The sequence below is a fragment of the Corallococcus sp. AB045 genome, assembly GCF_003668895.1.
GTDB lineage: Bacteria > Myxococcota > Myxococcia > Myxococcales > Myxococcaceae > Corallococcus > Corallococcus coralloides.
The window spans coordinates 15914-41157 of the sequence record NZ_RAWN01000005.1 but is presented as its reverse complement, the minus strand read 5'-3'; the positions used below and the strand labels follow the sequence as shown (position 1 = coordinate 41157).

Sequence of the window (25244 nt, the reverse complement as noted above, 5' to 3'; positions counted from 1 at the left end):
GAGTGCGTCCGGTGTGCCGCCCCGGACGCTTCTCCATCCTTTGGTGGGGGTGGCTCCCGTGTGACAGGCCTGTGACATAGACTGGAGTTTGTGTCCCAGGCCCCCGAAGCGCTCCACAGCCGGTTTGACGTCCACGACCGCAAGCAGTTTGAAATCAAGCTCGAGTACCAGCCCACGGGCGCGGACGAGACGCGCTACCTGGTGGAGGCCTACCTCTTCCTGCCGTCGAGCCTGAACATCGACGCGGAGACGTACCCGCGCGCGGACTTCTACGCGGACATCCACAACTACGTGCGCTTCAAGACGCCGGTGATGGGGCTGGGGGAGCTCCTGTCGTCGGAGGGCTCGCCGCTGGTGAAGCTGGAGGCGTGGCAGCGCGCGGGCGTGGCGCCGGAGGCGGACGTCGTCTACCAGGCGAAGCTCTTCTCATGCGTGCTGCGCGGCGCGCTGCGCAGGTTCGCCACCACGGTGGAGACGCGCTGTGACGCCAAGACGGGCGAGGCGGGAAGGGTGGACCTGGAGACGGTGGTGCGGCAGGCGGGAGACTCCGTGCCCGTGGTGCTGGAGCGCTTCCGCGCGTGGCTGCGCGCCACCGGTGAGGCGAAGCTCCAGGAGAAGACGCGCGCGTCGCTGCGGCTGGTGGACGAGTACGTGAGCCTGCTGGTGGAGCAGTTCTTCCGCCGCGCGGTGGCGGACATGGACGCGCTGCCGCGCACGGGGCCGTGGCTGCCCTTGCGCAAGGGTTTGATGGAGGCGGTGCTGCGCGAGGAGTCCTATCGCAAGGAGCACCGGCTGCGCTCCGTGTTGAGCCCCACGGGGGACAACGAGGAGTACATGCAGCGGCTGGGCTTCCTGAAGAAGTTCTGCATGAACGTGCTCTTCCTGTCCTCGCGCCGGCGTTCGGGGCGGCAGGGCTGGGAGGAGGTGCTGTTCGCCATCGCGGCGGGCGTGGCCATGGCCTTCGCCACGTCGGTGGCGCTCTGGGCGCAGGTTCGCTTCACGCAGGTGAGCCTCAACTTCTTCCTGATAGCCGTGGTCGGCTACATGATGAAGGACCGCATCAAGGAAGGGCTGCGGCGCATGTTCAGCCGCGTGGCCGCCACGCACCTGTACGACCGCACCACGGACCTGGTGGACCCCGTCACGGCGCGCGCCATTGGCACGTGCGAGGAGCGCGTGGACTACGGCGCGGCGGTGAAGGTACCGCAGGCGGTGTCGTCGCTGCGGCTGCAGGACGACTTCCTCACCGTGTCCCAGGGCGAGCTGTCGGAAGCCGTCATCCGCTACCAGAAGCGCATCGTGCTGGACGCGCGCCTGCTGCCCCGCTCCGAGCGTGGCCTCACGGGGGTCACGGACATCCTCCGGCTGAACGTGGGGCGCTTCCTGCGCGACATGGACGAGCCGGAGTTCGCGCTGGAGTACGTGGACCTGGGGGACTTCTCCGTGGGCCACATCCGGGGCGCGAAGCGCTACCCGGTGGACCTGGTCTTCCGCTTCACGGTGATGGAGGACGGCGTGCGTCATGAATCCGCGCAGCTGGTCCGCCTGGTGTTGGATCGCAACGGCATCCAGCGCATGCAGAACTTCGCCCGGGCCCCAGAGGCTCCGGTGGGGGCCTCGGAGCCCGCGGGGTCGGTGCCCATCCAGCCGGCCGCGTGGCGCCAGGGCGCGTGATTTGATGGCCAGCCTCGCGCCGGGGGCATGTATCTTCCGGCGTCCATGGCTTTTGAAGATCTCAAGCAACGCGTGCGGCAGGACTGGCGCGACACGCTCCTCGGCATCCTGGAGAAGGCCCGCTCGCTCGGTCCCCAGGCCGTCCTGGCGTTCGACCTGGACTCCACCCTCTTCGACAACCGGCCCCGCCAGGCGCGCATCCTGCGAGAGTACGGCGACGCGCGGTCCCTGCACCTGCTCTCCGTGTGCGAGCCGCGCCACTGGGACACCGGCTGGGACATGCGCGCCGCCATGCGCGCGTGCGGCATGGAGGACGCGGAGGTGGAGCAGCGCTACGCGGACGCGCGCGCCTTCTGGCAGGAGCGCTTCTTCACGAGCGCCTACTGCGTCTCCGACGAGGCGATTGAAGGGGCGGCAGCCTTCACCCAGGCGGTGGCCGCCACGGGCGCGCAGGTCGTCTACCTGACGGGCCGCCATGAAGCGATGCGTGAAGGCACCGTGTCATGCCTCGCGCGCTGCGGAATGGTGACGCCCCCCGGCACGGACGGGCGCGTGCACCTGGTCATGAAGCCCACGCTCGCGGAGGACGACGACGCCTTCAAGCGCGAGGCGCACGCGCGCCTGGGCCGCATGGGCATCGTGGTGGCTGCGTTCGACAATGAACCCACGCACGCCAATGACTACCGCCACCGCTTCCCGGAGGCGACGGTCATCCACCTGGCCACGGACCACTCGGGAAGGGCCGTGGAATTGAAGGATGGCATCGTGTCGGTGCCGCATTTCTCCATGGAGGACGTGACGCACCGCGCCTGAAAGAAAGGCACGGTGGACGACGGTTTCTGAAAGGCTTTGGAAGTCCCTTGGCCGCGCGCTAAGAGGCGCACGGCGTTCGCCGCCCTTCCCCCTCGGGTCTTCAAGGGGCGGCCCAGACGGAGGCATGCCGCGGTGGCCAGCGCGTACTCGAAGGACCTGTTGTTGACGATGTACCGGAAGATGTACCTCCTGCGCCGCTTCGAGGAGCGGGCCGGCCAGCAGTACACGCTGGGGAAGATCGCCGGCTTCTGCCACCTCTACATCGGCCAGGAGGCCGTGGCGGTGGGCTGCAACGAGGCCATCCGCCCGGATGACTACATGCTGTCCGCCTATCGCGACCACGGCCAGCCGCTGGCGCGTGGCAGCGACGCCGGGATGGTCATGGCGGAGCTGTTCGGCCGGGGCTCCGGCTACAGCAAGGGCAAGGGCGGCTCGATGCACATCTTCGACATCGAGCACCACTTCTACGGCGGCTACGGCATCGTCGGCGGGCAGATTCCGCTCGCGGCGGGCATGGCCTTCGCCAGCCGCTACCGGAACGAAGATCGCGTCACGGTGTGCTTCTTCGGCGACGCGGCCGCCAACCAGGGCGCGTTCCACGAAACCTTCAACATGGCGCAGAAGTGGAAGCTGCCGGTCATCTACATCTGCGAGAACAACCGCTACGGCATGGGCACGGCCATCGCGCGCACGTCCGCGGTGCCGGAGATCCACAAGCGCGCCTCCGCGTACGGCATGCGCGGCGAAGCGGTGGACGGCATGGACGTCCTCAAGATGTACGAGGCGGTGAAGGACGCCGCGGAGTACTGCCGCGCGGGCAAGGGCCCCGTGCTGATGGAGGCGAACACCTATCGCTTCCGCGGCCACTCGATGGCGGACCCGGCGAACTACCGCACCAAGCAGGAGGTGGAGGAAGAGCGCAAGGGCGATCCCATCCCGAAGCTGCGCGAGTTCGCGATGAAGCAGGGCTTCAAGCTCACGGACGCGGACTTCGAGGCCATCGAGGAAGAGGAGAAGCGCGCGGTGGACGCGGCGGTGAAGTTCGCCGACGAGTCGCCCGAGCCCAGCGTGGACGAGCTGTGGCGCGACACCATCGTGGAGCCGGGCGAGGAGGATGTGCGCCCGCGCGAGCGCGTGCTGGGCGTGAAGGTCACCAACTGGCCGAAGTACCCGACGGGCCAGGAGTTGAAGGTGACGTGGGACCTGGAGCCCCGCGCCGAGGCCGAGCAGGCGGACAAGAAGGCGGGCCTGATCCGCTAGCGCTCACGTTCCCTTAAGCCACTACCCTTTCGAGATTCGAGTTCGGAGCCGACGATGCCCGAGTTGATGTATCGCGAAGCGTTGAACCAGGCGCTCGCCGAGGAGATGGAGCGCGACGCCAATGTGTTCCTCATTGGCGAGGAAGTGGGCCGCTACAACGGCGCGTTCAAGGTGTCCCAGGGCCTGCTGGACAAGTTCGGGAGCGCGCGCATCATCGACGCGCCCATCAGCGAGCTGGGCTTCACGGGCCTCTCCGTGGGCGCGGCGGCGGTGGGCCTGCGTCCGGTGGTGGAGATGATGACCTGGAACTTCGCCATCCTGGCGATGGACCAGATCGTCAACAACGCGGCCAAGCTGCGCCACATGAGCGGCGGCCAGCTGCGCTGCCCCATCGTGTTCCGCGGCCCGGGCGGCGCGGGCGGCCGGCTCTCCAGCCAGCACAGCCAGGCGCTGGAGGCCAACTACGCGCACTTCCCCGGCCTGAAGGTGATTGCCCCGGCGACCCCGGCGGACGCCAAGGGCATGCTCAAGAGCGCCATCCGGGACGAGAACCCGGTGGTCATGTTCGAGGGCGAGCGCCTCTACGCCATCAAGGGCGAGGTGCCGGAGGGCGAGCACATCGTCCCGCTGGGCAAGGCGGACGTGAAGCGTGAGGGCACCGACGTCACGCTGATCACCTGGAGCCGGATGTACTACTTCTGCATGGAGGCCGCGGAGGCCCTGGCGAAGGAAGGCATCAGCGTGGAGGTGCTGGATTTGCGCACCCTGCGGCCCCTGGACGAGGAGGCCATCCTCGCGAGCGTGCGCAAGACGAACCGCGTGGTCATCTGCGAGGAGGGCTGGGCGCTGGCCGGTATTGGCGCGTCCGTGGTGGACCTCATCCAGTCCCAGGCGTTCGACGACCTGGACGCGCCGGTCGTGCGCGTCACCGGGTTGGATGTGAACATGTCCTATGCGGCGAACCTGGAGAACGCGACCCAGCCGGACGCGCCCAAGATCATCGCCGCCATCAAGAAGGTCCTGTACCGCGAGGGAGCCTGAACGCGTATGGCGACGCCCATCCAGATGCCCAGCCTTTCCCCTACGATGAAGGAGGGGAAGATCGTCAAATGGCTGAAGAAGGTGGGAGACAAGATCTCCTCCGGAGACGCCATCGCCGAGGTTGAGACGGACAAGTCCAACCTCGAGGTGGAAGCCTTCGACGACGGCTACCTCATCCAAATCGCCGTGCCCGAGGGCGAGGTCGCCACGGTGGGTTCGCCCATCGGCTTCCTCGGCGCGAAGGGTGAGAAGGCCACCGGTGGTGCGCCTTCGGCCCCGGCGCCCCAGAAGGCGGAGGCCCCCAAGGCCGCCGCCCCGAAGCCTCCCGAGCAGGCCCCGGCTCCCGCCGCCAGCGGCGCGGGCGAGGGGATTGCCATCCTGATGCCGTCCCTCTCCCCGACGATGACGGAGGGGAAGATCGTCAAGTGGCTGAAGAAGGAGGGGGACAAGGTCTCCTCCGGGGACGCCATCGCCGAGGTGGAGACGGACAAGTCCAACCTCGAGGTGGAGGCGTACGACGACGGCACGCTCGCGCGCATCACCGTGCAGGCGGGCGACATGGCCAAGGTCGGCGCACCCATCGCGTTCCTCACGCCCAAGGGCGCCAAGGCCGGGGCCTCCGCTCCGGCCGCTCCGAAGGTCCCCGCCGCCGCGGCTCCGTCCGCGCCCGCCGGGGGACAGGTCGTTCCGCTGCGCCGCGAGCCCCAGGCTCCCCAGGGGGCGACGTCCGGCGCTGGCGGCCGGCTGCGCGCCAGCCCGCTGGCGAAGCGCATGGCCCAGGAGCGCGGGCTGGACATCAGCCAGGTGCGCGGCACGGGCCCGCTGGGCCGCGTGGTGAAGCGCGACGTGGAGCAGGCGCTGGGCCAGGGTCTGGCGAAGGCTCCCGCGCAGGCGCCGGCGGCGAAGAAGGCCGGGGCCCAGCCGGAGGTTCGCGCTTTCGGTACGCGTCCGGAGCCGCAGGCGGTGCCCATGTCCTCCATGCGCAAGGTCATTGGCCAGCGCATGTCGGAAGTGAAGCCCGGCGTGCCGCACTTCTACCTCACGGTGGAGGTGGAGATGGACGCCGCGGTGAAGATCCGCGAAGAGGCCAAGGCGCTGGACCTCAAGGTGTCCGTCAACGACATCATCGTGAAGGCGGCGGCCATCGCGCTGCGCCGTTCACCGAAGATGAACGTGTCGCTCCAGGGCGACCAGGTGCTGCACTTCGGCACCGTGGACGTGGGCATCGCCGTCGCCATCGAGGACGGGCTGATCACCCCCATCATCCGCGACGCGGACCTCAAGGGCCTGCAGGCCATCTCCGCCGAGTCTCGCGACATGGCGGAGCGCGCCCGCAAGCGCTCGCTGAAGCCCGCCGAGTACACGGGCGGCTCGCTCACGGTGAGCAACCTGGGCATGTACGGCATCGACCAGTTCATCGCCGTCATCAACCCGCCCCAGTCCGCCATCATCGCGGTGGGCGCCGTGGCGGAGAAGGCCGTGGTGCGTGACGGCCAGCTGGCGGTGCGCAAGATGATGACGGTGACGCTGTCGGGTGACCACCGCGTCATCGACGGGGCCACCGGCGCGGAGTACCTCCGCGAGCTGAAGGGCCTGCTGGAGCACCCCTCGCGGCTGTTGTTCTAGCGGTCGAGCGGTCCGCCGCCTCCGCCCCCGTGTGACACGCACGGGGGCGGGGCATGGCCTGGGCTACTCCCGCGCCGGCTCGTCCGGCTCGACGTCCTTCTCCAACTTGCGCTGGGCTTCCGTGACGTCCGCCTGGTCCGCGCGGCGCGTGCCCGTCTCCAGCTCCTCCTCGTGCTCGCGGCTGCGGCCCTGGATGCCGGGCCACGGCTCCGGACGCGTGGCTTCCACGTGCTTCACCGGCTTCACGTCTTCGTTCTTCTTGTTCGCCATGGTGCGTCACTCCTCCCCGGGGTCGGGGGTGTGGGTAGGACTTCCGTGGCGGTACGGTGGGATGCCCACGCTGGCGTGGCCACCCGGTGGGATGGAGGGGCAGAGCGCCTGCCTGCCTGACTCCCTTCGGACGGCGAAAAAAGGTCGGCAGGCGGCGCGGTTCGCTGCTTAACTTCTTACTCAATGAACGACGACATGACTCGCGAGCGCCTGGGACTTGGACTGCGGGAGGTGGAGCCTTCACCGGCGCCCCTGACTCCGGCGGTGTCCCTGGCGCACTCGCTGCAGCAGGCGCTGCGCGGCGCGGTGTACCCGCTCACCGCGGAGCAGTTGGTCTGGGTCGCGCGCGAGAACGACGCGCCCTCCCATGTGGTGTCGCTGTTGGGCTCGCTGCCGCGGGGCCGTTTCCCGTCGGTGGACACGGTGGCCCTCGCGCTCGGGAACGCCTCCGTCTGAGGCGGAGTGCTGTCGCGCGACGTTCGCTTTCGGCCTGGGTACAAGGTACCCCCAGGCGCGCTGACGGACGTGCGCGTTATCTTCGGCGCGACCAGCCTGTCTTCCGGATGAGGAAGCCATGGTCTGGAGGAGCTCCATGAACGCCTCGGACCTGCCCGCCGTGCTGTACGTGGACGACGACGCCCTCAACCTGAGGGTGTTCGACGCCAACTTCGGGCAGCGGTTTCGCATCTTCCGGTGCTCGTCCCCCAACGAGGCCCTGGCGCTCTTGGAGCAGCGGCGCTCGGAGATTGGCGTGGTGCTGTCCGACCAGCGCATGCCGGGGATGACGGGCGTGGAGCTCCTGGAGCGCGCCCGCAGCATCGCGCCGGACGCCAGGCGCATGCTGGTGACGGCGTACGCGGACATGCAGGCCGTCATCGACGCGGTGAACCGCGGCCAGGTGACGCGCTACTTCGTCAAGCCGTGGGACCGCGCGGAGCTGCTGGCGGCGCTGGAGGACGCGCTCAAGATTGCCCGGCTGGAGCTGCGCATCCGCGAAGTGGAAGGCCGGATGATGAAGTCCGAGCGTCTGGCCACGCTGGGGCAGGTGACGGCGGGCATCGCGCACGAGCTGATGGGCCCGGTGGGCTACCTCACGCAGAACGTGTCGTCGCTCCAGCGCGACATGGAGCGGGTGGTGCAGTACGTGTCGCGGCACCTGGCCACGGATCCGGACACGGAGGTGTCCTCCACCATCGAGGACCTGCCGTCGCTCATCAAGGACCTGTCCGAGGGCGCCAGCCACCTGCGCGGGGTGGCGCTGGGCCTGCGCGCGCAGGCGCGCGGCGAGGACATGGAGGCCACCGCGGAGGTGGCGGAAGTCGTCTCCTTCGCGGTGAAGCTGGCGCGAGCGGAGGTGCGCGACCGGGCGCGGCTCACCAGCAACGGCGAGCCCATCCGCATCGTCTTCGGGCCGGTGAAGCTGTGCCAGGTGCTGCTCAACCTCATCGTCAACGCGGCGCAGGCCATGGAGGGCACGGGCCGTCCGGGCCGCATCGACGTGCGGTGGGCGGCGCGCGACGAGGACGTGGTGCTGACCGTGTCGGACAACGGCTGCGGCATCCCCGTGGCGCTTCAGGAGAAGGTGTTCCAGCCGCTGTTCACCACCAAGCCCGTGGGCATCGGCACGGGGCTGGGCCTGTCCATCTGCCGCGAGCTGGTGATGCAGTTCGGCGGTCAGCTGCGCCTGGCGTCCACGCCGGGCGAGGGCACCGAAATCGAGCTCACCTTCAAGCGAGCCCTGCTCCCTTGAGCCCGAAGGCGTTGTGCAGGAGCCGCCACACCCGGTAGAGGGTGTCGCTCTCCTGTGACCGCACGTCCCGCACCAGGAGTGCGCGCCGGGGCGCTGCTTCCGGGCCGTACTCCACCACCAGTGCGTATCCGCCCTTCGGAGGCTGGACGATGTGCACCGCGCGCACGTCGTCGAAGGGAAACACCTCCGTGCGCGCCGCGCCCGGGGCCCACGCGAGTGTCTCCAGCCGCAGCGACTCCGTCTTGAAGTGCAGCACGAAGCGCCTCCGCCGCAGCCGTGCCTCCAGCACCAGCGCGCCGCCCACCAGGCCCCCCGCCAGCACGAGCAGCAGGGTCGCGGCGCCCGGTGTCCGGGCCGAGTCCAGGACGAGCAGCAGAAACCCCACCCCCGTGCACACGGCGGCCAGGGCCACGAGGAGCGTGGGCAACAGCCGCAGCGTCCAGGCCGGGGGCAGGGATTCCCCCACCAGCCGGCCCCCGTCGTAGAAGAGCCGCACGTCCCCCAGCCGCGGTGGCACCCGGTTCTCCCGCAGCGCGTCTTCGAAGCTCACCGGGAGAGCATAGTGGCCGCGCCTGTTCCCCACCCTCGAAGTTGGACGAGAGCTGTGCGATCCTCCCAATTCATGGATCTCCCGTTTGAGACCGGTGAAGGTGAAGGGGAAGGGCGGGGGACGCTCGCCTCGAAGGTGCTGCTGGTCGATGACGAGCCGGTGGTGCTGGACATCTGCGTGCGCCTGTTGGGGCGGGAGGCGGACCTCATCGTCTCCCCCGTGGGCAGCGCGGAGGAGGCGCTCGTCCTCTTGAAGGACCAGCGCTTCGACGTGCTGGTGACGGACAAGAACCTGCCCGGCATGGGTGGGGTGGAGCTCATCGCTGAAGCGCGGCGGATGCAGCCCGCGCTGGAGGCGGTGATGATCACCGCCTACGCCAGCTCCGAGTCCGTCATCGCCGCGTTCGCCGCCGGTGCCAGCGACTACATCGTGAAGCCCTTCGATGATTTGCGCGTGCTGCGCGCCAAGGTGCGCGCCGCGCTGGAGCGCCGCTCGGAGCGCGTGCGCACGCGCGACGGCGCCCGGGAGATGGCCCGGCAGGCGGCGGCGCTGCTGGATGCGGGCCGGGACGCTCCCGAGCCCGCGCACGAAGCGCTGGAGACGGAGCTGCGCAACTACGAGCAGGCGGTACGCCTGGGCCACAGCGGCAACGTCGCGGTGGTGGGCAGCGCCGAGGCCGTGAAGGTGCTGCGCGACGCGTCCTTCGAGGTGGTGGAGCTGCCGCCGTACTCGCCCCAACTGGAGAGCGCGGACGTGGTGGTGGTGGAGACCGGAGACCCCCAGTGGCACACGCTGGCGGAGCGCCTCCAGGGCCGCTCCCCGGACGTGGTGCTCCTGGCCGGCGCGGACGCCGACCTGAGCGACCTCTTGGAGGCCATCACCCTGCGCATGGACCTGGTGGGCTACGGCCAGTCCAACGCCGCCCGCGTCCTGCCGGAGAAGGTGCGCATGCTGCTGATGCGCCGGGGCATCCAGCGCGCCCAGCAGCGGCTCACCGCCGCGCTCGACACCTTCCGCCAGAGCATCGCGACCCCGAACTGAAGAGGAGCAGCGCCCAAACCCCGGGGCCACCGGAGCTCCGGGCCGCGTCCAGGCACCTGGACGCGGAACCGCTGGAGCTCTGTCCGCGAGGGCAGGGCGGAATGCCATAGCCCGCAAAGCGAAACGCCCACCTTCGTTTCCGAAGGTGGGCGTCTCTGAGTGACCCTGCCGGGATTCGAACCCGAGTTTGAGCCGTGAGAGGGCTCCGTCCTAACCACTAGACGACAGGGCCGGCTTGCTTCCCTACAACCGCTTCGTTTCTGCTGCTGCTTCCTACATTCTCCGTTCTGACCAGTCAACCGGAGATTTTCAGCTGGGGAACTAGGATTCGAACCTAGATAAGCAGAGTCAGAGTCTGCTGTCCTGCCGTTAGACGATTCCCCAAAGGCGCTGCGTGCTGCGGCTGCGTTGTTGCGGGCGCTTCTACTACCGACTTCTGCTGCTGACTTCAACTACTTCGTTTTCCTGACCGGCTTGCCATCAGTCTTCTTCGCCGGCTTCGCCGCCCCCTGCAGCGGGACGACATAGATGCGAACCTCTTCGTTCGCTTCGTAAATATTCAGCCCCTCGAAGTTCTTCCCGGAGGGGTTGGAGATGTGCACGGCCTTGACGCCCGGCTGGTTGACGATCGACCGCCTCGGGTAGCTCGAGGTCGGGTAGACGTTCTTGTAGTAGTCGAGCGTCGCTTCGAAGTCTCGCGAAGCCCGGTACCTGTTCTCGCCCACCTTCTGGGCACCATCCGGAATCTGCGCGCCGTTCACCAGCTCGGCGCCGGAAGCCGTTGCCCAGAGGGCCAGCAGCACCGCCCCGAGCGGGCGCGCCTTATAGAAATGCGGTCTCAGGCTGTCAAGCGGTCGCGTCATCGCCGGCCAAGATAGGGCCCGGCGATGCGCGCGTCCACCGCCAATGTCACGTCCCGCGAGCGAGCGCCGCGTCGATGCGCCGCAGGGCCTCATCGCGCCCCACGAGCAGCAGCGTCTCACCGATGCCGGGGCTGGTGGTGTTGCCGGTGATGGCCACGCGCAGGGGTTGGGCCACCTTGCCCATGCCCACCTGGGCCGCCTCGCTCACCGTCTTCACCACGCCGTCCAGCGGCTCCACCGTCCAGGCGGGCAGGGCGGCCAGCTTCTCCCGGGCCTGGCGCAGCAGGTTGAGCGAGTCCCCGCTCAGGTGCTTGGCGGCGGCCTTCTCATCCAGGGTGACGCCGCTCTTGAAGTAGATGGACGCGGTGTTCGCCATCTCGTCCAGGGTGCGCGAGCGCTCGCGCAGCGCGAGCACCAGCGGCTCCAGGCGCGCGTCGCCCTTCGCCTGGAAGCCGCGGGCCTCCAGGAAGGGGACGAGCCGCTCCGCGACCACGGCCGGGGGCAGCAGCTTGAACCACTGCTGGTTGAGCCACTGGAGCTTCTCCGGGTTCCACACGCCGGAGGTGCTGCCCACGCCGTCGAAGTCGAACCACTCCACCATCTGCTCGCGGGTGATGACCTCGTCGTTGCCGTGGCTCCAGCCCAGGCGGATGACGAAGTTGAGCAGGGCCTCCTGCATGATGCCCGTGCGCTTGTGCAGCATCACGTCCGCTTCCGGATGCTTGCGCTTGGAGAGCTTCTCGCGGTCCGGCCCCAGGATGAGCGGCAGGTGCGCGAAGTCCGGCGGCGTCCAGCCCAGCGCCTTGTAGAGCATCAGCTGCGGGAAGGTGGAGTTGACGTGCTCCTGGCCGCGCGACACCAGGGTGATGTCCATCAGGTGGTCGTCGATGACGCAGCCGTAGTTGTAGAGCGGGATGCCGTCCGCGCGCATCATCACCCAGTCATCCAGGTCCGAGTGCGCCTTGGTGATGGTGCCCAGCACCTTGTCGTCGAAGGACACGGTGCCTTCGCCCGCGGGCATGCGGAAGCGGATGACGGCGTCCTCCTGCTTCTTGCCGGGGGGCGGGCCCTTCAGGTCGTGGCAGGTGCCCTCGTAGCGGTAGCTGCCCTGACCCTTCGCCTTCTCCACCGCCTCGCGGCGCTGGGCAATCTCCTCGCGGGTGCAGTAGCACCGGAAGGCCTTTCCTTCCGCGAGGAGCTGGTCCGCGTGCTTGCGGTACGTGTCCAGGCGCTGGGTCTGGAAATAGGGACCGTACTTCGGGTCCTCCTTGCCGGGACCTTCATCCCAGTCCAGGCCCAGCCAGTTGAGTCCGTCCAGGATGGCCTTCACGGACTCCGGGGTGGAGCGCTCCTGGTCCGTATCCTCCATGCGCAGGATGAAGGTGCCGCCGTAGCGCTTCGCGTAGAGGTAGTTGAAGAGCGCGGTACGGGCGCCTCCGATGTGGAGGTATCCAGTAGGTGACGGAGCGAAGCGGACGCGGGGTTTTGACGGAGCCATGGGCAGGCGCGCGATAGCAGGACGGGTGCACGAGGGTCAACGCAAGCCGCCCGCTTGGGGTTAGGCTGCGCGGCCAAGGAGACTATCCATGTCGATTCGACACGCGGTTCGCACGGTGGTGCTGGCCACCCTGCTCGGAGGGCTGCCGGTGGGGGCCACCACGATGCTGCGGGCGGACCTGCCGCAGATGGCGCAGACGTCGGACGCGGTGGTGCAGGGCGTCGTCCGGCGCGTGCAGAGCCGCTGGAGCGGGGACAAGCGCCGCATCGTCACCGACGTGGAGATTCAAGTGACGGAGGCCCTCAAGGGGCAGCCCGGCGGCACGGTGGTCGTCACCCAGCCGGGAGGCCGGGTGGGGGACATTGGCCAGGTGGTGGGTGGCCTGGCGTCCTTCTCCGAGGGCGAGGAGGTCGTCGTCTTCCTGGAGAAGCGCGGCGCGGCAACGTTCCAGCTGTCGGGCATGGCGCAGGGCAAGTACCAGGTGCAGCGCACCGGCCCGGGCGCGATGGCGGTGCCGGCGTCCACCGGGGACGCGGTGCTGATTGATCCGAAGACGCGCCAGGAGACGGTGTCCGGCGCGAAGCCGGTGACGCTGGAGGAGCTGAAGGCGTCCGTGCGCGCGGCGGTCCAGGCGCAGCAGGCGGCGCCCGCGAAGAAGGGGGCGAAGTGATGGGCGCGCTCGCGTCGTGGGTGGTGCTGGCGGCGGTGATGGGACAGAGCTCCGCGCCGTACGTGCGCAGCCGCGTGTCCCCTGGGGATGAAGCCACGCAGTGCCTGTACTGGACGCAGTCCAAGGTCACCTGGCAGCAGAGCACCGTGGGCAACCCGAAGGCGACGAACCACACGGAGTTCGACGCCATCACCCGCTCGTTCCAGAGCTGGCAGGACATCTTCGCCAGCTGCGGCAACCTGACGCTGGCGGAGGGCTCGCGCGTGAACTCCCGGACGGTGGGCTACAACCGCTCCGGCGACAACATCAACCTCATCCTCTTCCGGGGCCGCGCCTGTCGCGAGGTCGTGGACGCCAACGACGCCTGCTTCACCCAGGACACGTGCGCGAACACGTACGACTGCTGGGACGACAGCGACGGCACCATCGCCATCACGCTCACCACGTACGACGAGCGCACGGGCATCGTCTACGACTCGGACATCTCCTTCAACGCCGCGCGCTTCAACTTCACCACCGGCAACGGCGGACCGTGCGGCATCGTGGCCACGCCGGACTGCGTGGACACGGACGTGCAGAACACGGCCACCCATGAGGTGGGCCACTTCGTGGGCCTGGACCACACGCTGGCGACGGGCTCCACGATGAACCCCAGCGCCCCTCCGGGCGAGACGTCCAAGCGCAACATCGACCCGGGTTCGCGCAGCTTCGTGTGCGCCGCGTACCCCAAGGGCAGCGCGAGCCAGCCCTGCTTCCCGGTGCAGGGCAGCGGGAACGGCGATGGGGACGGCGACGGGGAGGGTGACGACGGCTGCACCGCGGCGACCGGCGGACTGGCGGTGCTGCCGCTGCTGGCCGCGGCCTCGCTGCTGGCGCGCCGCCGGAGGGGTGGACGGTGAGCTGTCGCCTGCTGCTCCTGGGAGTGCTGCTGTGCGCGGGAGCGGCGGACGCGCAGCAGGACTTCAAGCGCACGCTCGTGCCGGGCCGGCCGTTGTGCCTGGTGTGGCCGGGGCGTGACTACGTCTACCACCTGGACGCGGCCGGCAGCACGCGCACGCCCGGGGACTCGGAGGTCGTCGCCATCGAGGCGGCCTTCGACGCGTGGCGGGCGCTGTCCGCGACGTGCAGCGACTTCCGCTTCATCCGGGGCGAGGACTGGTCGCGCTCCGTCGACATTGGCTACGACGAGGAACACCCCTTCGACAACTACAACGTCGTCACCTTCCGAGAGCGCAACTGCCAGGACGTCGCCCCGCCGGACGACGCGTGCTGGGAGGAGGAGACGTGCGGCAACGTCTACCAGTGCTGGGCGCACGGGGGCGCCACCATCGGGCTCACCACGTCGTCGTTCAGCTTCAAGGACGGGCGCGTGGTGGACTCGGACATCGAGCTCAACGCGGCGGAGACGGACTACGGTCCCAGCTTCCTCTTCACCACCGTGAATGGCTCTCCGTGTTCGGGCACTCCGTCCACCGGCTGCGTCGCCACGGACGTGCAGAACACGATGACGCATGAGATTGGCCACGTCGTCGGGCTGGACCACGTCTTCTCCGCGGGCTCGACCATGGAGGCCACGGCCTCCCAGGGCGAGACTTCCAAGCGCGTCATCGACGCGGGCTCCGCGGCCGGCTTCTGCTCGGCCTATCCGCGCGGCCTGCCGCCCACGCAGTGCCGCATCCCAGAGGACCCGGGCCTGAAGCTCGTGGCGGACGGGAGGGGCACCGGCTGCGGCGCTTCCGCGGGAGGACCGGGCATGGCCGCCGTGCTGCTCTGGGGCGTGGCGCTGATGCGCAGGGGCAGGCGGTCAACGGCCCCTCGGGCCGGTCTCCCTGGTGCTGCCCCGGGCGGACCGCGCGGTTAGACTCTGACCGTGGCCGTCGCCTTCTTCGATCTGGACAGGACGCTGCTCGCCGCCAACTCCGCGTCGCTCTGGGTGCGCCGCGAGCTGGCGCTGGGCCACATTTCCCGCTGGGAGGCCCTGCGCGCCAGCATGCTGCTCGCCCGTTACCACCTGGGCTTCGTGGCCATGCAGGACGTGCTCCTGCGCGCCACGGCGCTGCTCTCGGGCTCCGACGCGAAGGCCCTGGAGGCGCGCTCCGCGGACTTCTACGCGGAGGCCGTGCGCGGGCAGTACCGGCCCGGGGCCCTGGTCGCGCTGGAGGCCCACCGCGAGGCCGGAGACCGGCTGGTACTGCTGACGTCCTCCTCGGGCTACCTCTCCGACCTGGTGGCGCGCGAGCTGCGCCTGGACGGCGTGCTGTGCAACCGCTTCGAGGTGGACGCGGCGGGGCTGCACACCGGACGCCCGCTGGGGGCCGTGTGTTTCGGCGAGGGCAAGCGCTTCTACGCGGAGGCCACCGCGAAGGAGGCGGGGGTGCCGCTGTCCACGTGCGCCTTCTACACGGACTCGTACTCGGACCTGCCGGTGCTGGAGGTGGTGGGGCGCCCGGTGGTGGTGAACCCGGACCACCGGCTGCGCCGCGAGGCCCGGCGGCGGGGCTGGCCGGTGGTGGACTGGGGCGTGCCTCCTGGAGGCGCCACCCCGTCCGTCCCTCCGTCGCCGCCGCTCGTGCCCTCCACCGGCCCTTGATGAGATGGAGGACGCGGTGGAGGCGCGTCGCTTTTTTCAGCGGCGCGGGGACACGAGCCGCATGGTGAACGTGTAGTCCACGTTCGCCGGGCGGCCCTGGTACTGGATGGGCTTGTAGACGCGCGACTGGAGCGCGTCGAGCACCGCCTTATCCATGTGCTGCACCATCTTCAGGATGCGGCAGTTCTCCACGCGCCCCTTGTTGGTGATGGTGCAGCGCACCGCCACGAGCCCCTCCGCCTTGATGGCGAGCGCCTCGCGCGTGTAGGCGATGTCCCGGCCCTCCTCCACCAGCATCGGCCGCTCCATGGCGTCGTTGAAGGGGATGACGGCGTTCGGGTTGACGGGCGCGAGCGCGCCGGTCGTCAGCGACGGCACCGCGAGGCTGCCTGCCGCGCTGACCGGCGCCGCGGCGGACGCGCCCAACGCGCCCATCGCCTTGTCCGTCGTCGTGGCGGGGACCGCCGCGGGGGTGGACGGGTTCGCGGCCTGCATCATCACCGGCGCCGCGAGTCCACCCGGCGTCGCCGGGGCCACGTTCTCGAAGTCCTCGGGGGTGGAGGCGGTGGCCAGGTCCACGCGGCTCGGGCGCTCACCGCCGCCCCGGCGCCTGGTCAGCTTCTGGGACAGCACCACCTCACCGGAGCCGCCGGTGATGATGGTCTCCGTCTGGTAGCCCTCCAGCGCGAAGGTCAGCTCCGCGGTGATGCTGCCCTCGCTGCCCAGGGGCAGCTCCATCACGAAGGGCGTCACGCCCTTCTCCTTGCCCTTGTAATAGACGCGCGCGCCGGACGGCTGGCTCATCAGCCGGAAGCGCACCTTGCCCGGCGCGGGCGCCGCCGTGGGGGCTTCCGCCACCGGGGCCTGCGCGGTGGGGGCCGTGGCCTGGGCCACCGGCTGCGCGGGCTTCTCCTCGGGGCTTCCGCCGCGCAGGAAGAACAGCGTGATGCCCACCAGGCCCGCGACCATCACGCCACCCAGCGCGCCCATCATGAGCGTGCGCTGGCGGGCGCGCTGCACGTCCGCCGGCACCTCCACGCTGATGTCCACCGCGAGCCCACCGTCCGCGGGCTCCGCGTTGCCCACGTTGGCGAACAGCGGGGACGCGTAGGGGCCCGTCGTCGGCGGAGAGGGGTAGGGGCCCGTCGTCGAGGCGCCGCCCAGCCGGCGGAACACGCCGCTGTTGCCGCCCGCGGCCATGTGCGCCTCGCGCAGGCCCTCCAGCAGCTCGTCCATCGTCTGGAAGCGCCGCACCGGGTCCTTCTCCAGACAGCGGCGCACCACCATCTCAATCTCCGGCGGCACCGCGAGATCCGGGCGCACGGACTGGAAGGTGGGGGGCGGCTCCTTGTAGTGGGCGAAGATGAGCTCGATGTGGTCGCGCGCGATGAAGGGCGGCCGACCCATCAGCATCTGGAACAGCATGATGCCCAGCGAGTATACGTCGCTGCGCGCGTCCGCCACGTTGCGCGCCTGCTCCGGCGCCATGTACTGCGGCGAGCCGAGGAAGGTGCCGTTCTGGGTGATTTCAGGGCTGACTGGCCCCTCCTGCGGCGCCACGGACTTCACGAGGCCGAAGTCCAGGACCTTCACCAGGTCCTGATCCGCCTCGTTGAGGATCATGATGTTCGCGGGCTTCAGGTCGCGGTGGATGATGCCCAGCGCGTGCGCCTCGCGCAGGGAGCGGCACACCTGCTGCGCCACCGACACCGCGCGCGCCCAGGGCAGCGGGCCCGCCTGACCCAGCACCTGCTGGAGCGTGCGACCCTCCAGGTACTCCATCGCGATGTAATAGATGCCGTCGTCCGTCTGCCCGTAGTCGATGACGGTGACGGTGTTCGGATGCCGCAGCTTCGACGTCAGCGACGCCTCGCGCAGGAAGCGCTTCTGGAAGCCGGGGTCGCGGCTGGTCGGGAAGTTGGGGTTGAGCACCTTGAGCGCGACCACGCGCTCCAAGGGGGCCTGCAGGGCGCGGTACACCTTGCCCATTCCACCCACGCCCAGGGGCTCCAGAATGCTGAAGCGGCCGTTCAACGTCCGGCCGATGAGCGGATCCGTTCCCGGCGCCTCAGGGCTCGGGGAATCGCTCTTGATCATTCGTATCCCCTAGAAGCTGCGTGCAAAATGGTTTCTCCGGCAAAAGCAGCGCCTCTATATCCAAGCACAACTCGCCGGTGCGGCGCACGCCAAGGGGGTCCGGAATCCACCACGTCGGGGCAAGCGCGACCCCGGTCGCAGGGGGGGATGTGAGTCGCGACCTTCGGGTAAGCCCGCATTGCTTTGGACAGGGCTCCCGGATTACGGTTTTTCTTCCTGCCTGCCATCCGGCGGGCCGAGTTCTTCGATGGCCGAAACCCCCAGAGTCCCCGTTCCTCCGCAGGTACGTCGGGTCTCCGTGCAACAGCGCCTGAGCGCGCTGGAGGCGGAGCAGAACCAGTTGCGCCAGGAGCTCGTCTCCCTGCAGGGAGAGGTTCGCCTGCCAGGCCTCTACCTGACCGTGGAGGCAGGCGACACGACCGCGCTCGTGCCCGCGAAGCAGGTGCAGGAGGTGGTGCGGCTGGTGGCGTTGGATCCGCTGCCCGGCGCGCCGGTGCACGTGTCCGGTTCGTTTGTCTACCGCGGCAGTCCGGCGGTGGTGGTGGACGTGGCGCGCCTGCTGGGCGTCAAGCGCACGCCGGATCTGGACTCGCTCCTGGTGGTGGTGGACGCGGGCCGCATGGTGGCGCTGCTGGTGGACCGGGTGAAGGACCTGGTGGAGACGCCGGTGCTGGTGGACGGCTCGCAGAGCGGCGAGGAGAAGCTGCCCTGGGACGGCACGGGGCTGATGGCCGGGCTGTGCCGTACGCCGGAAGGCCTGCGCCCGCTCCTGCGCACGAGCGCGCTGCTGAACGGCACGGAGGGCCTGTGAGCGAAGGGCTTCTCGACGACGCCACGCTCGCGAAGGTCGAGGAGGTGCTCCAGGGCGCCTGCGGCCTGACGCTCGCGAGCAGCCTGCGTCGCTCGTTGGAGCCCGCGCTGGCCCGCGCGGCGCTGACGCGCCAGATGTCCGAGGCGGCCTTCCTGCGCCAGTTGCTCATTCGCGAGCCGACGGCGGTGGAGGCGTTCATCGAGCACGCCGTCATCGGCGAGACCTACTTCTTCCGCCACCCGGAGCACCTGCGCGCGCTGGCCTCGCGGGCCCGGTTGCACCAGGGCGGCCCGTTCCACGTCTGGAGCGCGGGCTGCGCGAGCGGCGAGGAGCCCTACAGCATCGCCATGGCGCTGATGGCCGCGGGGCTGGGCAACGGCGGGCGCTTCCGCGTGCTGGCGACGGACGTGTCCGGCCGGGCCCTGCAGCGCGCGAAGGCCGGCGTGTACAGCCCGTGGTCGCTGCGGCGCATCGAGCCGGACCTGGAGAAGCGCTTCCTGGTGCCGCACCCGGGCGCGACGGGAAATGACACGCAGCACACCGTCTCCGCGGAGGTCGTGCGCACGGTGGACTTCCGCCGCCACAACCTGGCCACGGACGCGGTGCCGTCCCTGGGCTTCCACGCCATCTTCTGCCGCAACGTCCTCATCTACTTCACGCCGGAGCTGGTGCGCGCGGTGCTGAGCCGGCTGCTGAGCGCGCTCGCGCCGGGGGGGCTGCTCTTCGTGTCGCCCGCGGAGGTGCCGCTCACCAACGGGATGGGGCTGGAGACGCTGGACGTGGACGGCACCCCCGTCCTGCGCATGCCCCTGGAGCAGCCGTGGACCGCGGGCGAGTCCGCGACCGTGGCCCCTCCGCGTCGCGACGCGCCAGCGGCCTTCACCGCCGCCGCGCTCGGCCGGCAGACGCCGGTGCCGGGCAGCCTGCGGCTTTCGCTCCGCCGCCCCACGCCCGCGCCCATGCCGGCCTACGTGGCACGGCCGTCCACCCCGGCTCCGGTGCCGGAAGCCCCGCGGGCTCAGGCCGCCACGCCGGCGGCTCGCGCGGCAAAGGACGCGGGCCTGCTGACGCGGGCGCTGGAGGCGGCGCACGCGGGCCACTTCGAGGAGGCGGAGGCGCTGGCGCGCGAGGCGGCGCGGGCGCTGTCCCCGGAGGCGTACCTGCTCCTGGCGATGGTGGCCGAGTCGCGCAACGACCTGGACGCGGCGGTGGAGGCGGTGCGCAAGGCGCTGTACTTGGAGCCACAGCTGGCGCTGGGACATGCGACGCTGGTGGCGCTTTACAGCCGGCTGGACCGGCGCGAGGACGCGGAGCGCGCGCGGCAGAACGCGTTGCGCGCGCTGGATGGATTGGATGACGAGCACCCGCTGCGAGGCGTGGAGACGACGATGACGGCGGGAGGCTTGCGGCAGGCGCTGGCCCCCCGTCCTTCGCAGATGGGCTGGCAGGGTGCGCGCTGATGTCGTGGGGCGCGCCGGTACACGTGAGGTGGGGACAACGTGGAAGCGAAAGGTTTGAAGATGGCGTCGCCTCAAGGGGCGGATTCGACCAGGCTCAGCCTGCGGACGAAGATCCTCGGGGGTACGGGCATCTTCGGCATCGTGCTGGTCGGCATCCTGACCTTCGCGTTCTGGATGCAGATGAGCGACGGCCTGCTGGATGAGCTCACCAAGCGCTCGCGCGCGGTGAGCATCGGCATGGCGTTCGCAGTGGGGGCGTCCGCGGCGGCGAACGACGCGGTGATGCTCCAGGCGGGCACTGACGCGGCCCTCAAGAGCGTGCCGGACATCGCCTACATCGTCATCCGCGACGCGGGCGGCAAGGTGCTGGCGCGCTCCGCGGGCGAGCACTTCGCGACCGCCGCCGCCGTGGAGCCCGCGGACGGTGACGGGGTGGTGGACCGCCTGCTGACGGCCGGCAAGCTGCCCGTGGTGGAGACGACGGCGCCCATTCTCTTCGGCCCGCCGGGCGGCATGCTCAAGCGCGTGGGCACCGTGCAGCTGGCGCTGGACCGCGAGGCGCTGGCGGACTCGCTGTCCTCCAGCACCTGGCGCACCGCGGGCCTGGGCCTGCTGGTGCTGGTGCTGGGCCTCCTGGCGGCGGCCGGCATGGCCAGCCTCTTCATCCAGCCGCTGGAGCGGCTGGCTCGCGCGGCGGTGGGCATCGCCGCGGGGGACCTGCGCCAGCAGATCGACACCACCGGCACGGACGAGATTGGCGAACTGGCGCGCAGCTTCGCCACCATGGCGGACGCGCTGGTGCACCTGCTGCACGACCTGCGCGGCGCGGCCACGGACCTGGAGCACGAGGCCGCGGGTGTGCTGGCCACGTCCACGCAGCAGTCCGCGATGGCGCACCAGCAGGCGTCCGCCATCAACGAGACGAGCACCACGGTGGCGGAGATCGCCCAGACCTCCAAGCAGGCCACGTCCTACGCGGACGCGGTCATCGCCCAGACGCAGAAGTCGGAGTCGCTCAGCGCTCAGGGACAGAAGGTCGTCACGGAGAGCGTGGAGGGCATGGAGAAACTGGGCGAACAGGTGAAGGCCATTGCCCTGTCCATCACCGACCTGAACGAGCGCACGCTGCAGATCAGCGACATCATCGGACAGGTGAAGGACGTCGCGGAGCAGTCCAACCTGCTGGCCCTCAACGCCTCCATCGAGGCGGCGAAGGCGGGCGAGCACGGGCGCGGCTTCGCGGTGGTCGCCACGGAGATGCGCACGCTGGCGGAGCAGTCCCGCATGGCGGCCGAGCAGGTGCGCGTGCTCCTGGGTGAGGTGCAGAAGGGTACCCGCGTGGCCGTGACGACGACGGACGAGGGCAGCCGGCGCGCCCAGGCGGCGATGGATCTTGCGCGTGGCGCGGGCTCCACCATCCTGGGCCTGTCGGAGGTCATCCGCGAGTCGTCCGGGGCGGCGCGGCAGATCGCGGGCAACACGCGGCAGCAGACCATTGGCGTGGAGCAGATCGCCACGGCGATGGGCGAACTGACGTCCGCCATGAGTGATTCGGTGGAGGGCACCCGGCGCATCGAGCAGGTGGCCGGCAACCTCTCCATCTTGTCGAAGCGCTTCTCTGAACTTGTAGGCAGGTACCAGCTATGAACAGCAACGTGACGGGTGGGGCACGCAAGGCAGCGAAGGTGCTGATCGTGGAGGACACGAAGACCATCACCAACCTCCTGCAGGTCTACCTGATGGGGTGGGGGCTGGACTTCGTGGACGCGCCCAACGGCGCGGTGGGACTGAAGCGGGCGCGCGAGCAGAAGCCGGACCTCATCATCTCCGACGTGCAGATGCCGGAGATGGACGGCTTCGCGCTGTGCGCGGCCATCCGAGGCGACCCGAAGCTGCACGACACGCCCTTCATGCTGCTCACGTCGCTGAAGGACGACGCGAGCCGCCAGAAGGGGAAGCTCGTCGGCGCGAGCGCGTTCCTCAACAAGCCGGTGTCCGTGGACGACCTGCGCTCCAAGGTGCGGGACATCCTCAAGCTGCCGGCCACGAAGTACTGACCGCCCGCCCATGTCCAACGACGACCGCAAGCTCTTACCCATCGACTTCGACGAGCTGAAGGCCTCGCTCGACGCGGCCCAGATGCTGCTGGAAGGCGCCACGGTGGTGAGCGCCCACAGGCGGCGCGAGGTGCTGCATCAGCGCGCGGTGGCGCTGGCCAACTCGCGCCACGAGACGCGCCAGGAGGTCGTCACGGTGCTCGCCTTCCATGTGGGCGGCGAGCGCTATGCGGTGAAGATCGACTACGTGGACCACGTGCTGGAGTCGCGCGGGATGTGCTCGCTTCCCGGGGCGCCGCGCCACGTGCTGGGGGCGCTCTTGTCGCGCTCGCGCATCGTGCCGGTGTTGGACCTGCGGCAGTTGTTGGGGCTGGAGGGCGGGGGCATGTCCGACCTGAGCAAGGTCGTGGTGGTGGAAGTGGAGGACGAGGCGTTCGGGCTGGCGGCGGAGGTCGTGGACGGACGGCTGGAGTTGCCGCGCGCGGAGCTGTCCCAGCCGCCGCCGGGGCCGTTCCTGTTCCTGACGTCGGACCGGCTCACGGTGCTGGACCTCACACAGCTGGGCAACCCGGCGGCCGCACGGCGCGGCTAGAGGGGACTGGGGTTTCATGGATCCGCAGTTGCTGCGCAGCATCTGGCCGGTGTTCGCCGCGGAGACGCGCGAGCAGATTCAGGCCATCGGGTCGAAGGTGCTGGGGCTGGAGCAGCCTGCCAGCGCCCGCGACGCGGACCTGCTGCCGTCGCTCAAGCGCGTGGTGCACAGCCTCAAGGGCTCCGCTGCGAGCCTGGGGCTGGACGACATCGAACGCATCGTCCACGCCATCGAGGACGGGTTGTCCCACGTCGACGTGGATCAGCCCATCTCCCGGGGCGCCGTGGAGGCGATGCTTCGGGGCCTCTCCGCCATCGAGAACGCCCTCAACCGGGGCGACGCGGGCGAACAGCCCGTGGTGGACGGCGTGGGCTCGCTGCTCAAGGCCCTGGGCCACGAGGAGCCGGCCGCCCCCGGGTCCGACGACGCCGCCATCAACGGCCCGTTGGGTGAGGACGGGCTGAAGGCGCTGGTGGCGCTGGAGACGGCGCTGAGCACGCTGGTGTCCCCCAAGGTGGAGGACCGGGCGGGCGCGGTGCGCGCGGCGGTGGAGCAGGCGCACGCCTTGCGCCATAGCGCGGAGTCCGTCCAGGCGGACGCGGTGGCCTCGCTGGCGGAGGCCGCGGCGCTGGGCTTCACGCGCATGGAGGAGGGTGGGGACGCGGCGGGACAGGCGGCGTCGGAGGTGGCGGGCGCGCTGGTGGACCTGCGCATGGCGCTGAGCGTGGCGGAGGACGCGGTCGCGGTCCAGGAGCCCGAGCCCGTGAAGCTGGCTCCGGCCCCCGCCGCGAAGCCCGCGGCGCGCGCGAGCACGCCGGCTCCGGAAGGTCGCGCCGGGACGGTGGACCGCGCGGTGCGCGTGTCGGTGAAGACGCTGGATTCGCTGGCGCTCCAGGTGGAGCACCTGGTGTCCGGGCGGTCGCAGCAGGGCCGGCGCACGGAGGGCTTCCGGTCGCTGACGGATCAGGCGCATGAGGTGCTGCTGCACCTGGAGCGCGCCGCGTCGCAGCTGGCCATGTCCGGCGGCGGGCCCGCGCTGGAGCCGCTGCGCACGGGCGTGGGCCTGATGCGCACGATGCAGAAGCGCCTGCTGGAGCATGCGAAGGAGGCGCACCGCGACGGTGAGCAGCAAGCGCTCATCGGTCAGGTCATCCGCGACGACCTGCGCGACCTGCGCATGGTGCCGGCCTCGCAGGTGCTGGAGCCCCTGCGGCGCACGGTGCGAGAGACGGCTTCGCGGCTGGGCAAGGAGGTGACGCTGGAGTTGGGCGGCACCGACGTGCGGCTCGACCGGCGCATCGTGGACGCGCTGAAGGATCCGCTGGTGCACCTGGTGCGCAACGCCATCGACCACGGGCTGGAGATGCCCGCGGCGCGCAAGGCGGCGGGCAAGCCGGAGACGGGCCGGCTGGTGGTGCGGGTGGAGGCGCGGGGCACGCGCATCGGCGTCATCGTGGAGGATGACGGCGGGGGCCTGGACCCGGTGCGCGTGCGCGCGACGGCGGTGCGCCGGGGCCTGATGAACCAGGAGGCGGCGGACAAGCTGTCGGACGCGCAGGCCGCGCGGCTCGTCTTCCAGCCGGGCTTCTCCACGCGTGACGAGGTGACGTCCACGTCGGGCCGCGGCGTGGGCCTGGACGTGGTGCTGGCCACCGCGCAGCGGCTGCAGGGCAGCGCGGACGTGGAGTTCACGCCCGGCAAGGGCACGCGCTTCATCGTGGACCTGCCGCTGACGCTGGCGGCGGCGCTGGGCCTGCTGGTGCGCACGGGCACCACCGTCACCGCGATCCCCTCCGACACCGTGAAGCGCGTGCTGCGGCTGGACGCGGACGACGTGGGCACGGTGGCCGGGCGCGTGGTGGCGCGGCTGGACGGCGAGCAGCTCACGTTCCTGTCGCTCTCGGAGGCCATCGGCCTGCCGCGCATGCCGCTCGCGCTGGAGTCGGGCCGGCGGCAGACGGCGGTGCTCTTGTCCCTGGGTGAGGAGCGCGTGCTGTACGCCATCGACGAGGTGGTGGGGCAGCAGGAGCTGGTGGTCCGCGCACTGGGCAAGCACCTGCGGGACGTCACGCACCTGGCGGGCGCGGCGGTGCTGGACGACGGCCGCGTGGTGCCGGTGCTCAACGCGCCGGAGCTCCTGCGCGCGGCCAAGCCGGACACGCGCACCTCCAGCGGCGAATCCAAGCTGCCGCGCATCCTGGTGTGCGATGACTCGCTCACCACGCGCTTCGCGATGAAGTCCCTGCTGGAGATCGCCGGCTACCCGGTGGTGACGGCGTCGGACGGCGAGGAGGCGTGGCAGGTGCTGGAGCGCGTGCACTGCCACCTGGTGGTCAGCGACTGGCAGATGCCCCGGCTGGACGGCGTAGGACTGGCGCGGCGGATGAAGGGCCACCCCATGTTCCGGCGCACGCCCATCATCCTGGTGACGTCGCTGGACAGCAACGAGGACCGCGCGGCTGGTCTGGAAGCGGGCGCGGACGGCTACCTCGTCAAGCGCGAGGTGGAGCGCGGCAAGCTCCTGGAGCTCGTGCGCCAGCTGCTGCCTGGCTGAGAGCCGGGCAGGGCGGCCTCTGGAAAC

General features: G+C 70.2%; 23 protein-coding genes and 2 tRNA genes. 18 read left to right on the top strand and 7 right to left on the bottom strand.

Annotation, left to right across the window (positions count from 1 at the left end; genetic code table 11):
- Window positions 1-90: 90 nt before the first annotated feature.
- The 5 genes from D7Y21_RS02080 (at window position 91) to D7Y21_RS02060 (ending at window position 6414) form a co-directional block, all read left to right on the top strand.
- Window positions 91-1674 carry a hypothetical protein gene (locus D7Y21_RS02080; protein WP_120566477.1) on the top strand — a complete coding sequence of 528 codons (1584 nt, stop codon included), beginning with the start codon at window positions 91-93 and terminating at the stop codon, window positions 1672-1674.
- 45 nt (window positions 1675-1719) lie between these two features.
- Window positions 1720-2487 carry a hypothetical protein gene (locus tag D7Y21_RS02075; protein ID WP_120566554.1) on the top strand — a complete coding sequence of 256 codons (768 nt, stop codon included), beginning with the start codon at window positions 1720-1722 and terminating at the stop codon, window positions 2485-2487.
- Between the two features lie 132 nt (window positions 2488-2619).
- Window positions 2620-3747: a pyruvate dehydrogenase (acetyl-transferring) E1 component subunit alpha gene (pdhA, locus tag D7Y21_RS02070; protein WP_121710886.1), complete on the top strand. Its 1128-nt coding sequence runs from the start codon at window positions 2620-2622 to the stop codon at window positions 3745-3747.
- Between the two features lie 54 nt (window positions 3748-3801).
- Window positions 3802-4788 (top strand): pyruvate dehydrogenase complex E1 component subunit beta, encoded by a 987-nt coding sequence (locus D7Y21_RS02065; protein WP_120566479.1) that lies wholly within the window; start codon window positions 3802-3804, stop codon window positions 4786-4788.
- Window positions 4789-4794: 6 nt separating this feature from the next.
- On the top strand, window positions 4795-6414 hold the full coding sequence (locus D7Y21_RS02060; protein ID WP_121710884.1) for a pyruvate dehydrogenase complex dihydrolipoamide acetyltransferase: 1620 nt from the start codon (window positions 4795-4797) through the stop codon (window positions 6412-6414).
- A gap of 63 nt (window positions 6415-6477) precedes the next feature.
- Here the strand turns inward: D7Y21_RS02060 and D7Y21_RS02055 are convergent, their stop codons facing one another.
- Window positions 6478-6684, bottom strand: a complete 207-nt coding sequence (locus tag D7Y21_RS02055) for a hypothetical protein (protein WP_120566481.1) — start codon at window positions 6682-6684, stop codon at window positions 6478-6480.
- A gap of 195 nt (window positions 6685-6879) precedes the next feature.
- Here D7Y21_RS02055 and D7Y21_RS02050 point away from each other — a divergent pair, with 195 nt between their 5' ends.
- Together D7Y21_RS02050 and D7Y21_RS02045 are read left to right on the top strand one after the other, a co-directional pair.
- Window positions 6880-7140, top strand: a complete 261-nt coding sequence (locus D7Y21_RS02050; protein ID WP_233611918.1) for a DUF2795 domain-containing protein — start codon at window positions 6880-6882, stop codon at window positions 7138-7140.
- Between the two features lie 136 nt (window positions 7141-7276).
- Entirely contained in the window at window positions 7277-8434 is a 1158-nt protein-coding gene (locus D7Y21_RS02045) for a sensor histidine kinase (RefSeq protein WP_121710880.1), read from the top strand.
- On the opposite strand, the gene D7Y21_RS02040 is transcribed toward D7Y21_RS02045, so the two are convergent.
- Window positions 8412-8984 (bottom strand): hypothetical protein, encoded by a 573-nt coding sequence (locus tag D7Y21_RS02040; protein WP_233611917.1) that lies wholly within the window; start codon window positions 8982-8984, stop codon window positions 8412-8414. The two genes, D7Y21_RS02045 and D7Y21_RS02040, sit on opposite strands and share 23 nt — an antisense overlap.
- A 72-nt stretch (window positions 8985-9056) precedes the next feature.
- Here D7Y21_RS02040 and D7Y21_RS02035 point away from each other — a divergent pair, with 72 nt between their 5' ends.
- Entirely contained in the window at window positions 9057-10025 is a 969-nt protein-coding gene (locus D7Y21_RS02035) for a response regulator (RefSeq protein ID WP_199735341.1), read from the top strand.
- Between the two features lie 160 nt (window positions 10026-10185).
- On the opposite strand, the gene D7Y21_RS02030 is transcribed toward D7Y21_RS02035, so the two are convergent.
- The 4 genes from D7Y21_RS02030 to gltX form a co-directional block, all read right to left on the bottom strand.
- Window positions 10186-10257 (bottom strand) — tRNA-Glu (locus D7Y21_RS02030).
- Window positions 10258-10338: 81 nt separating this feature from the next.
- A tRNA-Gln gene (locus D7Y21_RS02025) sits at window positions 10339-10409 on the bottom strand.
- A gap of 68 nt (window positions 10410-10477) precedes the next feature.
- Window positions 10478-10888, bottom strand: a complete 411-nt coding sequence (locus D7Y21_RS02020) for a hypothetical protein (protein ID WP_120566486.1) — start codon at window positions 10886-10888, stop codon at window positions 10478-10480.
- 46 nt (window positions 10889-10934) lie between these two features.
- Window positions 10935-12386, bottom strand: coding sequence for a glutamate--tRNA ligase (gene gltX, locus D7Y21_RS02015; protein WP_120566487.1), 1452 nt, complete (start codon window positions 12384-12386; stop codon window positions 10935-10937).
- Between the two features lie 88 nt (window positions 12387-12474).
- Here gltX and D7Y21_RS02010 point away from each other — a divergent pair, with 88 nt between their 5' ends.
- The 4 genes from D7Y21_RS02010 to D7Y21_RS01995 are packed head-to-tail and all read left to right on the top strand — an operon-like array spanning window position 12475 to window position 15646.
- Window positions 12475-13056, top strand: coding sequence for a hypothetical protein (locus D7Y21_RS02010; RefSeq protein ID WP_121710874.1), 582 nt, complete (start codon window positions 12475-12477; stop codon window positions 13054-13056).
- Complete coding sequence (locus tag D7Y21_RS02005) at window positions 13056-13955, top strand: myxosortase-dependent metalloprotease, MXAN_2677/MXAN_2678 family (protein ID WP_120566489.1); 900 nt, start codon at window positions 13056-13058, stop codon at window positions 13953-13955. Before D7Y21_RS02010 ends, D7Y21_RS02005 begins: the two co-directional genes overlap by 1 nt.
- Window positions 13952-14917 carry a myxosortase-dependent metalloprotease, MXAN_2677/MXAN_2678 family gene (locus D7Y21_RS02000; RefSeq protein WP_121710872.1) on the top strand — a complete coding sequence of 322 codons (966 nt, stop codon included), beginning with the start codon at window positions 13952-13954 and terminating at the stop codon, window positions 14915-14917. Before D7Y21_RS02005 ends, D7Y21_RS02000 begins: the two co-directional genes overlap by 4 nt.
- Window positions 14918-14926: 9 nt before the next feature.
- Window positions 14927-15646: an HAD family phosphatase gene (locus tag D7Y21_RS01995; protein ID WP_120566491.1), complete on the top strand. Its 720-nt coding sequence runs from the start codon at window positions 14927-14929 to the stop codon at window positions 15644-15646.
- 36 nt (window positions 15647-15682) lie between these two features.
- On the opposite strand, the gene D7Y21_RS01990 is transcribed toward D7Y21_RS01995, so the two are convergent.
- Window positions 15683-17743, bottom strand: a complete 2061-nt coding sequence (locus D7Y21_RS01990; RefSeq protein WP_120566492.1) for a TonB family protein — start codon at window positions 17741-17743, stop codon at window positions 15683-15685.
- A 247-nt stretch (window positions 17744-17990) separates the two neighbouring features.
- Between D7Y21_RS01990 and D7Y21_RS01985 the strand changes: the two genes are divergently transcribed.
- The 6 genes from D7Y21_RS01985 to D7Y21_RS01960 are packed head-to-tail and all read left to right on the top strand — an operon-like array spanning window position 17991 to window position 25217.
- Window positions 17991-18554 (top strand): chemotaxis protein CheW, encoded by a 564-nt coding sequence (locus D7Y21_RS01985; protein WP_120566493.1) that lies wholly within the window; start codon window positions 17991-17993, stop codon window positions 18552-18554.
- Window positions 18551-20014 carry a protein-glutamate O-methyltransferase CheR gene (locus D7Y21_RS01980; protein ID WP_120566494.1) on the top strand — a complete coding sequence of 488 codons (1464 nt, stop codon included), beginning with the start codon at window positions 18551-18553 and terminating at the stop codon, window positions 20012-20014. The genes D7Y21_RS01985 and D7Y21_RS01980 overlap by 4 nt, the downstream gene beginning before the upstream one ends.
- A gap of 60 nt (window positions 20015-20074) precedes the next feature.
- On the top strand, window positions 20075-21661 hold the full coding sequence (locus D7Y21_RS01975) for a methyl-accepting chemotaxis protein (RefSeq protein ID WP_120566555.1): 1587 nt from the start codon (window positions 20075-20077) through the stop codon (window positions 21659-21661).
- Window positions 21658-22071 (top strand): two-component system response regulator, encoded by a 414-nt coding sequence (locus tag D7Y21_RS01970; protein ID WP_120566495.1) that lies wholly within the window; start codon window positions 21658-21660, stop codon window positions 22069-22071. The genes D7Y21_RS01975 and D7Y21_RS01970 overlap by 4 nt, the downstream gene beginning before the upstream one ends.
- Before the next feature lie 10 nt (window positions 22072-22081).
- Window positions 22082-22663 carry a chemotaxis protein CheW gene (locus D7Y21_RS01965; RefSeq protein ID WP_120566496.1) on the top strand — a complete coding sequence of 194 codons (582 nt, stop codon included), beginning with the start codon at window positions 22082-22084 and terminating at the stop codon, window positions 22661-22663.
- A 16-nt stretch (window positions 22664-22679) separates the two neighbouring features.
- Window positions 22680-25217: a response regulator gene (locus tag D7Y21_RS01960; protein ID WP_121710869.1), complete on the top strand. Its 2538-nt coding sequence runs from the start codon at window positions 22680-22682 to the stop codon at window positions 25215-25217.
- Window positions 25218-25244 lie beyond the last annotated feature (27 nt).